At 41.3% G+C, this 15686-nt stretch carries 12 protein-coding genes; 8 read left to right on the top strand and 4 right to left on the bottom strand.

Going from position 1 to position 15686, the window contains the following annotated elements:
* Positions 1-558 precede the first annotated feature (558 nt).
* The 6 genes from ACXAEY_RS18470 (at position 559) to ACXAEY_RS18445 (ending at position 11260) form a co-directional block, all read left to right on the top strand.
* The gene (locus tag ACXAEY_RS18470) at positions 559-4839 is read left to right on the top strand and encodes a S8 family serine peptidase (RefSeq protein WP_474814105.1); all 4281 of its coding nucleotides are present in this window, start codon (positions 559-561) and stop codon (positions 4837-4839) included.
* Between the two features lie 215 nt (positions 4840-5054).
* Positions 5055-5627 (top strand): SCO family protein, encoded by a 573-nt coding sequence (locus ACXAEY_RS18465; protein WP_474814104.1) that lies wholly within the window; start codon positions 5055-5057, stop codon positions 5625-5627.
* A 357-nt stretch (positions 5628-5984) separates the two neighbouring features.
* Positions 5985-7424: an NADP-dependent isocitrate dehydrogenase gene (locus ACXAEY_RS18460; protein ID WP_270182548.1), complete on the top strand. Its 1440-nt coding sequence runs from the start codon at positions 5985-5987 to the stop codon at positions 7422-7424.
* A 173-nt stretch (positions 7425-7597) separates the two neighbouring features.
* Positions 7598-9076, top strand: coding sequence for a spore germination protein (locus ACXAEY_RS18455; RefSeq protein WP_474814101.1), 1479 nt, complete (start codon positions 7598-7600; stop codon positions 9074-9076).
* A gap of 22 nt (positions 9077-9098) precedes the next feature.
* Entirely contained in the window at positions 9099-10193 is a 1095-nt protein-coding gene (locus tag ACXAEY_RS18450) for a GerAB/ArcD/ProY family transporter (RefSeq protein ID WP_474814099.1), read from the top strand.
* Entirely contained in the window at positions 10190-11260 is a 1071-nt protein-coding gene (locus ACXAEY_RS18445; protein WP_474814097.1) for a Ger(x)C family spore germination protein, read from the top strand. The genes ACXAEY_RS18450 and ACXAEY_RS18445 overlap by 4 nt, the downstream gene beginning before the upstream one ends.
* 18 nt (positions 11261-11278) lie before the next feature.
* Here the strand turns inward: ACXAEY_RS18445 and ACXAEY_RS18440 are convergent, their stop codons facing one another.
* The 3 genes from ACXAEY_RS18440 to ACXAEY_RS18430 form a co-directional block, all read right to left on the bottom strand.
* A complete protein-coding gene (locus tag ACXAEY_RS18440) occupies positions 11279-11842 on the bottom strand; it encodes an NADPH-dependent FMN reductase (protein ID WP_474814095.1) in 564 nt (187 codons plus the stop codon).
* 94 nt (positions 11843-11936) lie between these two features.
* A complete protein-coding gene (locus ACXAEY_RS18435; RefSeq protein ID WP_474814093.1) occupies positions 11937-12590 on the bottom strand; it encodes a response regulator in 654 nt (217 codons plus the stop codon).
* Between the two features lie 12 nt (positions 12591-12602).
* The gene (locus ACXAEY_RS18430; RefSeq protein ID WP_474814091.1) at positions 12603-14201 is read right to left on the bottom strand and encodes a GAF domain-containing sensor histidine kinase; all 1599 of its coding nucleotides are present in this window, start codon (positions 14199-14201) and stop codon (positions 12603-12605) included.
* A gap of 220 nt (positions 14202-14421) precedes the next feature.
* On the opposite strand from ACXAEY_RS18430, the gene ACXAEY_RS18425 reads away from it, so the two are divergent.
* Complete coding sequence (locus ACXAEY_RS18425; RefSeq protein ID WP_270182555.1) at positions 14422-14913, top strand: universal stress protein; 492 nt, start codon at positions 14422-14424, stop codon at positions 14911-14913.
* Positions 14914-14952: 39 nt separating this feature from the next.
* On the opposite strand, the gene ACXAEY_RS18420 is transcribed toward ACXAEY_RS18425, so the two are convergent.
* The gene (locus ACXAEY_RS18420; protein WP_474814089.1) at positions 14953-15309 is read right to left on the bottom strand and encodes a YuzC family spore coat inner layer protein; all 357 of its coding nucleotides are present in this window, start codon (positions 15307-15309) and stop codon (positions 14953-14955) included.
* A gap of 137 nt (positions 15310-15446) precedes the next feature.
* On the opposite strand from ACXAEY_RS18420, the gene ACXAEY_RS18415 reads away from it, so the two are divergent.
* Positions 15447-15686 (top strand): hypothetical protein, encoded by a 240-nt coding sequence (locus tag ACXAEY_RS18415; RefSeq protein WP_270182557.1) that lies wholly within the window; start codon positions 15447-15449, stop codon positions 15684-15686.

Genomic DNA, 15686 nt, shown 5'->3' with positions numbered 1-15686 from the left:
AAGTGGTACGTGAACAGCATCGATGTTCACGTACCACTTTTTTTGCTGGTTTGGTTCAGTCGTTTCAGTCGTTCTAATTTACTAAAACTTTATGAGGAGACTGTTGAGAGACTTGTCGAATTTTTGTGCAAAGCGATTTGGGGTTGACGACCTAAAATCTAGCGAAAAATAGCGTATTTAATAGGACTATCCATAAATGGAAAAAAGATTGTTGCTTATTGTTGATATACATCCTCCTTTTAGTGAGGCTTTAAAGATTAGAAAAGTAATTGCAGTTATTTAGTCTTAGCCGTTAGTGCTGATTTATATTGATAGGTAAATAGTCCTTTGTAATGTTGAATTTCAGAAGGGTAACGTTTATGTAATTTATGGAAGAAATAAGTAAGAAATAAGTCATTATTTTATATTGAAAGTACAATGGTTTGTTTGGTTTATTTTCTGAAAATTATGTTATTTTAGATTTAATTATGGTAACTACTGGTATAGCATGGGAGATGAAGCTGGAACACAGGAGGGAGGAAAAGAGGCTTTACCACAACAAATAAGGGAGGAAGAAATTTGAAGAAGCAAAGACGTAAAATTCTTATGCTATTTGCTTGTTTTATTCTCCTCATCACGAGCTTCATGCAGCCAGCTATGCAAGCAGATGCCGGAAACAAATCTTCTGTATCGATGAAAAGTGAAAGCGATCGAATCAACAAGAAAGTAACGAAAGCTTTTGAGAAAAATGAAAAAGTAACGTTCTTAATTAAATTTGCTGAACAGGCAGACACCACGAAAGTAGCAAAAAATGCGAAAGCTACTGCAAAGAAAAAGAACTTAACCTCATTGCAAGCAGAAATCACACAACGATCGGCAGTAGTCAATGCACTTAGAGCTACGGCAATTGAAACTCAGCAAGGTGTTACAACTTACTTAGAACAACAAGAGCAAAAAGGCAATGCAACAAACATAAAATCATTCTATATTGTGAACGGGATGGCAGTAACTGCAACGAAGAAAGTAATGGAGCATCTTGCTTCCATGCCAGAAGTTGAGAAGATCCTCCCTAATGAAATGAGACAGATTCAGCCAATGGCGAACAAAACTAAGCAAAAAACGACTGCCGAAACGAATTCAATTGAATGGAATATTGAACGAGTAGGGGCTCCAGAAGTTTGGGAAATGGGAATTGACGGAGCAGGGACAGTCATTGCTAATATCGATACCGGTGTTCAGTGGGATCATCCAGCTCTAATGGAACAGTATAGAGGATACAGTTCCGAAGGAGTAGATCATGAATTTAACTGGTTTGATGCTGTTAGCGGTGAAGAAGCTCCATACGATGACAATGGCCATGGAACACATACAATGGGGACGATGGTTGGCGTTGAACCGGATGGTTCAAACCAGATCGGTGTTGCTCCAGGTGCGAAGTGGATTGCAGTAAAGGCATTTAGCGAAGAAGGAGGAACAGATATTGATCTTCTTGAGGCAGGAGAGTGGATTCTTGCTCCGAAAGATGCTGAAGGAAACCCGCACCCAGAGAAAGCGCCAGACGTTGTAAATAACTCGTGGGGAGGCGGACCAGGACTTGATGAGTGGTATCGTCCGATGGTTCAGAATTGGCGAAATGCCGATATTTTCCCTGAATTTTCAGCTGGAAATACAACGTTATTTAATCCAGGGGGCCCAGAGTCCATCGCTACACCTGCCAATTATCCGGAGTCATTTGCTACCGGAGCGACAGACATTAATGATTCGCTCGGAAGCTTTTCACTGCAAGGACCATCGCCTTATGATGAAATAAAACCAGACGTTTCAGCACCAGGCGTCAATATACGTTCTGCTGTACCGGGAAGTAACTATGAAGGAGGTTGGAATGGTACATCGATGGCTGGACCTCACGTTTCAGCGATTGCAGCTCTTCTTCTTCAAGCTGATTCGTCGTTAACGGTTGATGAAATAGAAGACATCTTTTTCAGTACGGTTACGCCGCTTACGGATGATGAATTTCCTGAATCCCCGAATAATGGGTACGGCTATGGGTTAGTAAATGCCTTTGATGCTGTTTCATCTGTTATGAGTGGTCTTGGTACATTAGAAGGAGAAGTCATGAAGGAAGGAAATGATGAAGAAGAGCCAACGTATCAACATGAGGCACCTTCAGAGGCTTATGCAGGAATGGATCTTCCTCTGACCATTACGGCGTCAGATAATATCAGCGTAACAAATGTAGAACTTGAGTATGCTGTTGATGGTGAGTGGATTTCAGCAGAAGCTGCAAGAGTTGATGGGAACTATCTTTCTGGATCCTATCAAGCTACTATACCTGGGGAAGCGATCGATGAACCTTCCGTTAGTTACAGGTTCAAAATTGAAGACTATGGTGGGCATGTCGTTACAACGGACGACTATCAAGTAGACATTATGCCTGGCATCACAACTGGCTATGAGAGTGATTTTGAATCAGAACCAGTTGGGTGGATGAGCTGGGGTGAAAATAATTCTTGGGAGTGGGGAGCACCGACAGCCGGTCCTGAAGCCTTCTCTGGAGAAAAAGTTTATGGTACGAATCTTGATGGTGCCTATGATAACAATGCGAATATGACGCTAATGATGCCACCTATCGACCTTGAAGATGGTGAAGCATACCTTCAATTTAGTCAGTGGTATGAACTTGAAAGAAACTATGATTATGGTCATTTATTCATTTCAACCGATCAGGAAAATTGGGAAGCTCTTAGAGAATACAATAATCTTTCTGATGGTTGGATGAGTGAAGAGGTGGATCTATCCTCCTATGAAAATCAACGTATTTATTTAGCTTTTCACGTTGAAACGGATGGTAGTGTTATGAAGCAGGGCTGGTATATTGATGATGTGAAGTTATCATCTGAGCCGATGGAAGTCGCTGTTAAGAAAACTATGAGAGCCACTACCCAGCCTGTCGTTGAGAAATCTAGCGTAAAAGCGAAAGAAAAGGTCATTCCTAGCAAACTAAAACCTACACCACTTTTCAATGTAAAAGCTCCTGATCAACAGAAACCAGCCCCTGCACCTCAAGCTTTGCCGCTTCAAGCAGAAGTGTCTATTCTTGAGACAGGGCGCTCCGCAACAACTGATTTGGAAGATGGAAGCTATTCCATTACTCATGCAGCAGGCGAATACACAGCCGTTGCAGAAGCATATGGTTATCAATCAGAAACTCAGGAAGTAACAATAACGGATGATGAAATAACGGAAGCTGATTTTACTTTAGAAGCCATTCCTGAGGGAGAAGTTGCAGGAACAGTAACGAATAGTGAAACGGGTGAGCCAATCGAAGGAGCGACCGTCCTATTAGTAGAAGATGCAGCAATCGCACCTGTTCAGACTGATGAGGAAGGTCGCTACTCATTAACAGGATATGAAGGGGAATATACTCTAAAAGTTCTTGCTGCTGGTTACTATAGTGAAACCTTCACCATCACTGTGGAAGCCGGTGAAACAATTGTTCAAGACGCAGCACTTTCTCCTTTTATTGGTTACAGTGGGGAAATTGGATACGATGATGGTACAGCAGAGAATGCACGTGCGTTCTATGATGCCGGTAACGGCTGGTCTGTCAAAATGTCACTTGAGGAAGGGCAAGAACGCGCACTTGTAACAGGCGGTTTATTCAGGTTCTGGAATACAGAATGGCCAAATCCAGGCGGGACAGATTTCAAAGTTGAAATTCATGATGCTTCAGGTCCAGATGGAGCACCAGGCAAGAAGCTCGCTGGTCCGATCGATGCAACAGCTCTTCGAAATGGAGAATGGACGATGGTCGACCTCTCAGATCGTGGAGTTATTGTAGAAGGTGATTTTTACCTCACTTATATTCAAGCGAATGCTAATCCAAACGCTCCAGGACTTGCAACAGATGAAGATGGAGAATATGTCGACCGTAGTTGGCAATATGTAAGTGGAGCATGGTCGAAGACGCCTGAAGAAGAAGGAAACTATATGATCCGTGCGGTTGTGGATTATGAGTTAACAGCACCTACGATTACTTCTCCAAAAGATAAAACTTATACAAAGAAAGACACGATTCTAGTTGAAGGAGAAACAGCACCTTCTACTACAGTACATCTTTATAATAATGGGGAAGAAAAAGCGACGACATCTTCTGATAACGCCGGTTACTTTGCTGAAGAAATTCAATTGAGCGAAGGTGACAATCGTTTGACTGCGCGAGCGTCTACCGACAATGGAATGACAGATGAATCAGATTCGGTTCTCGTCATTTTGGATCAAGATAAGCCAGAGCTAACAATCACTTCTCCAAAAGATGGTTGGAAAACGAATAAAGGCTCTGTGACAGTCAAAGGTGAAATCAGTGATGAAAACCTAGCATGGGTGAAAGTAAATGGGACAAAAGCGAAAGTAGAAGATGGAGAGTATTCGCTTCGTATCTTACTAGATCAAGGTGAAAATAAAATAAAAGTTGTAGCAAAAGATAAAGCAGGTAATAAGGCAAAGAAATCCATTACTGTCTATTCACAGCAAGATGAATTGGAGATTAGTAATCTAAAGCCTGATCAAACTAAAAATCTTCAAGCTGGAGAATCGGTAAAGATTGAATTTGATAGTGAACCAGGATTAAAGGCTACGTTTTCAATTCATATGCCTCTCGTAAATCCAACTATGATGCCTCAAAGTGTGACTGAGTTTCCAATGATGGAAGTGTCAGAAGGACATTACGAAGGGTATTGGACTGCTACATCAAATATAGTTGCAAAAGGAGCTAAAATCGAAGTGAAAGTAAAGGATTCCTATGGAAATGAATCTAGAAAACTCGCTGAAGGGTTATTGAATATCAATTTAGATGAATAACATTTAATAGGATTTTTCACGGCGGGGGACTACACCGTCGTGATTGCAAAAAAAGTCCCGTTCATTCAATAGTGATGGACGGGACTTTTTTTATTAGGCTATTTATATTTGCTATTTCAAGAAATGCTCAAAATTAACGAATAAAACGTATGGCAAGTCGATTATATATCATATATGGTAGTAAGAGAACGATTACGTTTGGAGGGAAGAAAGTAATGCAAAGAAAATTAACATTGATGATCGGTCTTATCAGTATCTTGCTATTAGCAGCATGCGGACAAGATGTACCCGATGATCTTGATTGGGAAGTTGAAGAGTTTACATATACGGATCACACAAACAGCGAATTTGGTCTTAAGGATTTAGAAGGTGACGTTTGGCTTGCGAACTTCATCTTTACGAATTGCGATACGGTATGTCCTCCTATGACATCCAACATGTCTAAAATACAGGATAAACTAGCAGAGCAAGATATCGATGCTGAAATCGTATCGTTTAGTGTAGATCCAGAACGTGATACACCTGAACAGCTCGAAACATTTTCTCAAAAGTTTGATGCAGATTTATCTAACTGGCATTTCCTAACAGGTTATGATGGAGATGAAATCCAGGAGTTCGCGAAGAATAGCTTTCAAACACTAGCACTACCTGACCCCAAATCTGACCAGTTCACTCACGGAACATCTTTCTATCTCGTGAATAAAGAGGGAATCGTAGTTATGAAATACGAAGGTGTTTCGAACGTCAAATATGATGAAATCGTAGACGATGTGAAGGCACTGCAATAATAGGAAGAACCTCACGATTGAAAATCTGGACAGTGTTACTTGATTGCAATCTAGTAGGAGTGAATACAGCTTGAATCCCACGGTAGAACGGGCGACCGAGACCCCGGACCGGACGTTTTTTGTCCGGGAGGAGGCTCGGGCGTTCGTCCGCAGGAAAGCAAGCTGTATTCGAACTCCTGCGGTATGGGAAGCACTGAATAGTTTTGAACCTCATCAATGAGGTTCTTTTTTGTTTTAGCACTACATCGTGCTAAATTGACAAAAAACAACAGGATTTCTATAATAACGAAGGAAAGCGATAACATGATGGTTTATCATAGAATCTGTGAGACTGACCAGAGAGAAGGGGAGAGAACCATGGCAGAAAAGCGTCCGATTACAGTTGCGACAGGGGACGGAATAGGTCCTGAAATTATGGAAGCAACGATGCACATTTTAGAACAAGCTGGGGCAGAAATAGAACCAGAGTATATTGATGTAGGTGAGAAAGTTTATCTTACAGGTAACTCCACTGGAATCCCACAAGAAGCATGGGACTCATTACGCCGTACGAAAGTATTTCTAAAAGCACCGATCACAACACCTCAGGGTGGGGGCTATAAAAGCTTAAACGTTACGATTCGAACTGCTATGGGTTTGTATGCAAACGTTCGCCCATGCGTTTCGTATAGTCCAGTTATTGAAAACAAACATCCAGACATGGACTTAGTGATTGTACGTGAAAATGAAGAGGATCTATACGCAGGAATCGAACATCAACAAACTCCTGATGTTGTTCAAAGTCTAAAATTGATTTCTCGTCCAGGTTCTGAGCGTATCGTTCGTTATGCGTTTGAGTATGCTCGTCAAAACAATCGAAAAAAGGTCACTTGCTTAGTGAAAGATAACATCATGAAATTAAGTGACGGTTTATTTCATCAAGTCTTTAAAGAAATCGCAGCGGAATATCCAGATATCGAATCTAGTCATTACATCGTAGATATTGGTATGGCGCGTATTGCAGATACACCTGAAGAGTTTGATGTAATCGTAACACCAAACCTTTACGGAGATATTGCTTCCGATATCGCTGCTCAAATTGCTGGTAGTGTTGGTTTAGCGGGATCTGCTAATATCGGTGACGAAATCGCTATGTTTGAAGCAATCCATGGAAGTGCACCGGATATCGCGGGCAAAGAAATTGCAAATCCGTCTGGCCTTTTACACGGAGCAATCATGATGCTCGTTCATATCGGACAGCCTGAAGCGGCTGAGAAGATTCATAATGCATGGTTGAAGACGATTGAAGACGGTGTTTTAACAGGCGACATGGCTAGAGGGAAAGCAGCTGTAGGAACGAAAGAATTTGCAGCGGCTGTCGTTGAACGTCTTGGTCAGTCTCCATCAACGCTCGAACCCGTTTCGTATAACAAGAAAACAATTCAAAAAGAAAAAGATTTTGACCGTCCAAAACACGAAGTTGAGAGAGAATTAGATGGTACAGATGTCTTCTTATTCAACAACACACTCACTGTAGATGAAATCGGCGAAAAGCTTGAAAGAGCGGCTGGAGAATCCTTTGAGTTCGTCATGATGACAAACCGCGGAGTGAAAGTTTACCCAAATGGTTTCTCAGAAACGTTCCTATCTGACCACTGGCGTTGCCGCTTCCAAAAGGCAGAAGGAAAGCAAGTCGAGCAGTCAGAGATACGTGAACTGCTTTCACGCATCGAAGACGAAGAGCTTGATTGGATCAAGATTGAAAACCTCTACCGTTTTAATGGGAAAATTGCTTATTCATTAGCACAAGGTCAATAAATGGGTATGAAAGCCTGTCGAGAAAATCTCGGCAGGCTTCTTTTTATAGGTAAATATAAGGCTAACTTTAAGCGCATTATAGCGCTTCTTTTTTGTGTGCATGTTTGGATAATCAAATGAATCATGAGAACACTAACGTACAGAGAGTATTGTAGGAATGTGGGGTGATCCGTGTGTTTCAATGGCTAAAAAAACGACAAAAACCTGATCAGATAAAGAACTTACCCCAACTCATTACTAACTTGAAAACATCCGGTGATTTTCTCCATTTTAAAAGTGAACAGACCGGTATGCCGTATTTTATATACTACTTTAAAACGTTAGTAAATGAGAAAGAACTTAGTGAAAAAATCTTAGGGCCGATGGTGAAGAATAAGGTTACATCACCTAAAGAGGTGAAAGAGGTTGTTCCCATTCCCGGAATCATTGTAACGGATGATCTTTCGGAGATATCTCAGAAAGTCATGAACGGGTATCTTATCGTTCGATTCAATGAAAATTCTAACGAGTGTGCTTTAGTTCCTTCCCCTACAGATATTTCGAGAAAAGTTTCACAGCCTGAAGTAGAGTTTACGGTGGTAGGATCAAAGGAATCGTTTGTGGAATCGCTTGATAAAAACCTTCACTTGATTCGTAAAAGACTGCCTGTCCATGAGTTGAAAGCTTATGAAATAACGATTGGAAAGCTTACTCATACAAAAGTAGCCGTCCTTTATTTAGATGGAATTACCAATCAAGAAAATATACAGATCGTTAAAGATCGCTTGAAGAGTATTCATATCGATCAAGTCGTGGATAATTCCGTCATCATGCAGCTTATTACAGACAATCAGAATTCTCCTTTTCCTCAGCTCGTTGATACTGAGCGGCCAGATCGGGCAGCATCCGTGCTTTGTGAAGGTAAGATTGTCATCTTATCAGAAGGGTCCCCTCAAGCTCTTCTTGGGCCTACAACATTTATCGAGTTTTTCTCAGCGTTCGAAGATTATTTCGTGAATTGGATAATCGCATCTACGGCACGACTGATTCGAATATTTGCAGTGCTGTTCTCGATTCTCGTAACACCTCTCTATGTAGCAACATTGACGTATCACTACGAGCTCATCCCGAGTGACTTACTCAGTACGCTCGTAAGCTCAAGGCAGCAAATACCACTTCCTCCTATTCTAGAGGCCATATTCTTAGAACTATCGATCGAGCTATTAAGAGAGGCGGGTGCAAGGCTACCTACTAAGGTTGGTCAGACGATCGGTATCGTTGGTGGTATTGTAATCGGAACTGCTTCAGTTGAAGCGGGTCTAACGAGTAATGTCTTATTGATTATCGTTGCACTAGCTGCACTTGCTTCATTTACAACACCTGTTTATCGAATGGGTAATACCATTCGACTCATACGCTTTCCATTTCTTCTCTTTGCTCATCTGTGGGGGTTACTAGGCGTCGTACTATGTTTCTGCTTCTTACTCATTCATCTGCTCCGCTTAAAGTCACTTGGAAAGCCGTTTCTTGAGCCGATTTATCCACTTCGAGTAAAAGACTTGAAAGATGCGTTGGTCAGATTACCCCATAGATTTCAAACGAAGAGGCCGATTCAACTACAAACTGAATCGACGGTGAGGTTTGAAAAAGATAAGAACGAATTTCATGAATAGCAGGTGAAAGGAGAGATTTTATATGCGAGATGCGGAAGTTAAAGAACAACATAAAATTTCACCTTTCCTTGTGTTTTATTTAGTTCATACGATGCAAGTAGGCGTTGGGGTTATGGGATTTCAGCGCATCGTTACAAAAGAAGCAGGGAACGATGCGTGGATATCAGTTCTGGCGGCAGGATTAAGCCTTCACCTGATCATCTTTCTCATGTACAAAATATTGTTGAAAGAAAATGGTGATATCATTTCAGTTCATAAAAACCTTTTAGGGAAATGGTTGGGAGGTCTTCTGAGCTGGATCCTTATTATTTATTTTATCGCGATGAGCATTACGGTTTTAAGAACATACATAGAAGTGGTTCAGGTTTGGATGTTTCCAGATTTAAATAAATGGATATTTGGTGGTGTTTTCTTAATTCTTGTATACTACTGTCTTTCTGGCGGATTTAAAGTCGTTACTGGAATTTCATTCTTTGGGGTTGTGCTACCATTTTATCTTCTATTGACGATGGTGTTTCCTTTGTATCACGGCCATTTTAGAGACTTACTACCAATACTTAACCACTCAATCTCAGAGCTATATGCGGGTGCCAAAGGCGGGGCGCTTCCATACTTAGGCTTCTCCACGCTCCTCCTGTATTTCCCTTTCATTAAAGACCCTGCTAAATCGCATCGCTGGGCTCAAGGTGGTCATTTATTAACGATTTTTATTTATGTTATCGTCATGATCGCCACAATTGTTTTTTTTAGTGAGAGTCAGTTAGAAAAAACAATATGGGCAACGCTGACGACGTGGAAAATTGCAGAGATGCCGTTTGTTGAGCGATTTGAATATATTGGGATCGCAACTTGGGCACTCGTTATCCTCCCAAATATATGTATTACGGTTTGGGTTGCTGGGAGAGGAATTAGAAGGTTGACTACAGTGAATCAAAGAAAAGCGACGATTCCAATTCTAATCTTAATATTGATTGTAAATGGCATGCTTACAGAAAGAGGAAACATTGACTTGTTGAATAGCAGTATAAGTAATGTTGGATTCTATATGACTTTCATTTATATCCCCCTTCTTTATCTATTACAATTCGTCGTATACAAAGTGAGGAAGCGTCAATGAAATTACCAGTGCTATTATGCATAAGCATCCTTTTACTAAGTGGCTGTGTAGAAAATTCAGTTGTGGACGACATTCAGATGGTAACCGTTATTGGATATGAAAAAGGTGATGATGGAAAAATAAAAGGAATAGCTGTTGCTCCACAATTTCAGGCCGATGGAAAGATTGAGAACAGCGTATTTATTGAGGAAGCAGAAATTAGTAAAGAGATAAGAAGTCAATACAATTCTGAATCTCCGAAGCCATTTGTAAGTGGAAAATTACAGCTCGCCATTTATAGTAGAAAGATTGCTGAAGAAGATGGGATCATGGAACTCACCGATACCCTCCAACGAGATCCTTCGATAGGATCGCGCGCATTTTTAGCGATCTCAGATACCGACATCGAAAAAATGTTGAGTATGAATTATGGGAATGCAGATACAGGACATTTCATTCATAATATTTTAGATCATAACAGTAATTATGGGATGCTTCCGAAAACGAATTTGCATAACTTTTTCTACTATTACTTTTCAGAAGGTAATGACCCATTTCTTCCACTCATCAAGATGGAGGAAGGAAAAGTGAAGATTTCAGGGCTTGCTTTACTAAAAGAAGATAAGATGGTAGCTGAGTTACCTGCGGACGATCTCTTCACCTTTAAAATCCTTTATGAAAATTTCAGCAGCAACGATTCATTCACAACTGATCTTGGTGATGGCAATCATGCTTCTATATACAACATTGCTTCAAAGAGAAAGATCGACTTGAAAATGCTGAAAAAGAATGAGATAACGCTGAATGGAAAAGTGTTAGGCGTAATAAAGGAGTACACGGGCAATGAGTTAAGTCCCAAGGTGATAAATAAGATAGAAAAGGATATGGAGGCAGAGGTTGAAGCGAAAGGAAGAGAGATGATTAAGAAGTTTCAGGAGGAGGGCATCGATCCGCTAGGTCTCGGGAACGCCGTCCGAAGTGTTACAAGAGGGAAGTTTGATTACGACGAGTGGAAGGACCGTTATCCAGAGGTCGATATTAAATTTAATATGCAGGTCGTGATAACAGAATCAGGAGTAATCGAATAAGGAAAAACGCATCCAAGATCAGTTGGATGCGTTTTGATGTGTTTCTGTTGGATGGCCCACTTGTTTAGTGAGCGTAATCAGTTCGTTCACTACGACTAATAATCGTTCTTTCGCTTGTTCGTCTGCCATGTATCCTTTCTCATCAAAGCAAGTCGGATCGGCGCAAAATTGGTCAGGCAGCACGAGTGCGTATAAGCCGCGCATTACTGTCCTCATGTTGTTAAGAGCATTGATGCCGCCTTTACCACCGCCACCTACGGAAGCAAGCGCTGTAGGCTTATGTTTGAAATGACTCCCACCAAGAAAATCAAGCGCGTTTTTTAGGGCACCGCTCATGCCGTTATGGTACTCAGGTGAGCAAAGAAAGAAAGCATCAGCTTTGGTCGCATATTCTAAGAGGCGCTGTACCTCAGGATGCTCTAGGTCTGATTGATCGCCTTTGAAAAGCGGTAGTTCATGAAAATTTACATCAAAGGAGAGGACGTTGATCCCTTTTTCATCTAGTTCGTCAATAATTGTGTTCGATAAATTGCGTGTCATCGATTTTTCTCGTGGGCTGCCGTTGATTACAAGAATATTCATGCGTATTCCCCTTTCATTATTTTTTCTATACTTTTAGAATATCAGAATAGTGAGAAGTCGTAATCCGCAGAATGACCGATACCATTCTCAGACTTTAGTCGTATGCGTCAAACCAATTCTTTCGGGTAGCTAGTAATGCAGCTTGCGTTCGATCGTGTAGTCCTAGTTTAGAGAGGATGCTGCTGACATGCGTTTTGACTGTCTTTTCGGTAATATATAGCGTTGTCGCGATCTCTTTATTGCTTTTCCCTGTTGTGATTTCTCGTAATACGTCTTTCTCCCTCGGTGTAAGCATTTCGAGTGATGGCTCACCTTCTGCCTCTGAAGTCCCATTCATGTGTGAAAGTATTTGATTCGTTGCTTGAGGATGGAGGTGACGGTGTCCTTTATAAGCAGAACGGATTGTAAAGATCAGTTCGTCAGGGTCGATATCCTTTAGTTGATATCCTTCTGCACCTGCTCGAATAGCCGGTAAAACGTGTTCTTGATCAGAGAAACTCGTGAGAATGATGATTTTGGTTTTCGGTAATTGTTTTTTTATGCTTTTAGTGGCTTGAATGCCATCCATCTCAGGCATGATAAGGTCCATCAAAATAACATCTGGATGAAGTTCTTCAGCTAAGTCTACTGCTTCCTTTCCTGTTGACGCTTCGCCTACGATTTCGATGTCTGTCTGCGTTTGTAAGAAGAGTCTCAATCCTTTTCGTACCATTAAATGATCGTCTGCAAGGAGAAGTTTTATTTTCATATCGATCCCTTTCTACTTCATTAGCGGCAGAACGACTTTAACCGTCGTGCCTTGAGTTGGAATACTATTGATTTCTAAGGAGCCGCCTAGCAGCTCCGTTCGTTCTTTCATTCCCTGAACCCCTAACGTGAGTGACGTATATGTGGTTGGGTCAAATCCTTTTCCTGAATCTTTAATCGTAAGTGCTACTTGCTTTTCCTGTATCTCCAACCTAATTCGAACATCTTTCACGTTTGCGTGATTGTGTACATTGTTTAGCGCTTCTTGACCGATCCTCCACAAAGCCTCTTCAATAAACCTCGGTAACTCTTTAATGCCTTCCGTCTCAGAGTGAGGCTCTAAGTTAAGACCTGCCGCATAGGAATTTAATGAAGTCATAAGACCGGCCTCCATTCCAGCAGGTCTAAGCTGCCAGATCAGGGTTCTCATTTCACGCATCGCGTCCTGAGCCATCTGCTGAATATCTGATAGCGCATCTGTGAGAACAGGGTTTTCTTCTTCTTGTGAGCTGCGCGCCCCTCTAGCCGTCATCGACAAGGAGAAGAGCTTCTGACTAACAGAATCATGAAGATCCCTCGCTAACCTGTTCCGTTCTTCAGCGAGAAGCAGCTCTTGTTTCTTGTAATTTAGTTTTACATGTTCGATCGCTAGAGCCATATGATCTGTGATTGCTTTCGTAACATCCTTTTCACTACTTTCAAAAGCGTTGTCTTTTTCATTTGCTACTAAAAGAACGCCGATATGCTCATCTTTTACTGAAACTGGTAGTGAGAGCGTTGAAGCTGCTTCCGGATATAGTGAAAACTCACTAGTTGTCTCCACAGTTTGCTGTTCATCAAAAGCTTGATCGATCATAGGAAGTTCTTCTTTAGCGTAACATTCTTTCGAAAGTGATTTTTCCCCATCTATATGATGTTTAGATAACAGAAAATCGTTTCCCTCTTTTACAAAAAAGCCAACAAATGGCCATCCATAGCATTTGCCTGTAAGACTTATTACGATGTCGATGATATGATCGATTCGTTCTTGTTTCCAAAGTTCTCTCGTGATCGTTTCGAGTTTGGAGAAATTCTCGCCACGCTTTTGTTCACTTTCAAACAGTAGCGTTCGTTTAATAGCGGTACCAATTTGATATGCCACAGATTCTAATAACGTTAATTCTTCATCTGAAAACTGTTCTTTTCCAGGAGACCCGACGTTAAGTAACCCGAACGTTTCACCTGCTGCAGCAAGAGGTACGGTAGCATGATGCGTCAGTCCCTCAGTATTACCGAGTTTTAACTTCGTGGCATCTTCTAGACGCTTGCACTCAATGATGTTTACAGCCTCTTTAAGCCTGCCATCCCAATAACGGTTCAAGCACCAGCATGATCCAGAACACATCAACTGCTTGTTGTTCTGTGACAAGGCTTGAGGTAAATGTGAGTCTGCAGCACACGTAAAGCTCGATCGATCGTGTGTGAGAAATATCCATCCAGATGTTAGTCCGGTTACACTCAGCAATTCTTCTAACACAGCCTGGAGCATCTTCTCCAAATCAGTCGAACGGTTTAGCGTTTCAGCGATCGCTTTAAGCGTTAACAGTTCTTGTTCGTGTTGCTTATCTTCCACAGTCTCTCCCTCCAAAAAACGTACAAATAGTAGAGTTCATTATACTACATGAACCTCAGTTTCTAAATTCGCTTTAAGAAGATTGAAAAGAATTTGATTACTTCTACGTTATGATCATGTAACAAATATATCGTTAAGAATACGCTTTCAAACACAGAGTTATTTTCTAGAGGAACCGGGTATATCATTACTACTTCAATCCATAAGGAGAGTGAATAGTATGTATTCAAGAATTCTGGTTGCCTATGATCGTTCTGAAGATAGTGAAAAAGCGTTGCATCAAGCAGTAAAGCTTGCAGAGCTCAACCAAGCCTCCCTCACGCTTGTACATGTGATGAAGGACTCGAATAAGTTTTCGACTCAGGCTGCAACGAGAATTCCTTATGGAACTGGTAGCATTGGAAATGAGGGCCATGCTGGCGTTCCTTCTCCTGTGAACGAAAATACTGAAGGCATGAACATCGAACGAAGTCAGGGAGAAGCCATGCTGAGGGAAGTGAAGGAAACTTTAAGGCATATGGGTATAAACGTACACACAGAAGTAAGAGCAGGTGATCCTGCTAAGGAGATAGTAGATCTAGCTGTTATGACGGAAGCTGAGTTGATCGTGATTGGTAGCAGAGGTTTGAGTGGCGTGAAAAAATGGATGTTAGGAAGCGTTAGTCAGAAAGTAACCCAGCAATCACCATGTCAGGTATTAATCGTGAAATAGTTCATGATGAGAGAGCCTCTAGTCAGGCTCTCTTTTTCATTACCAGCAAAGCTTGATCGAGAGTTCGCTGCAATCACTTTCGTCCCCGGTATGAAGATCGATTCGAATCGCATCTGGTGTATAGGTGGTTTTCAAAGCAGACTGAACACCAGTACTTCTAATAAGGGAGTGAACATAAGTGTGGTCGTTACTTTGAGCTGCATCTTTTAGCTCGTGCGCAAAATGATGGTCGTCATGCACTTTATTCAATAGCTTCCTACCTTCTTCCATAAGGTGAAGACACGTACCTGCAGAAGCTTGAAAGCGAGTTACTTGAACAGGTGGCATCGGCCGAAGATATTCAGAAGGTACATATCTGTTTGGTGGTATATACGGTGGTCTGTGATGGAAGTACATTTCACCCCTCCTTTTTTTCTTCTACATAGTTATACGGTATGGATATGAATTGGAATGTGTCACTGCTGGTAAGTTGAGAAAAAAGATTAAGACAGGTTACAATGTTGGAGAAGACGCGTTAGAAGGAGTAGGGATACTTGAAGAAATATGTGATTTTCACAATTAGTTTATTTTGTTTTTATTTTATATGTAATTTGGTCATCGGCTTTATTGTGAACAAAGCGTTCCAACCAGAATGGCTGCCGATCTGGAGCAAGGGTCAGCAGATAACAGGAAGCATAACGTTCGGTCTGTTGTATAATCCAATAGATCTTATCAGTTTAATCGTAGCACTTGTGATCAGCATCGGAATTTCATCTAAATACAAACCATCTTAA

The sequence above is a fragment of the Anaerobacillus sp. ABA4_114 genome (assembly GCF_056159065.1).
The sequence above is the reverse complement of the archived record's forward strand: the minus strand, read 5'-3'. Positions and strand labels throughout refer to the sequence as shown.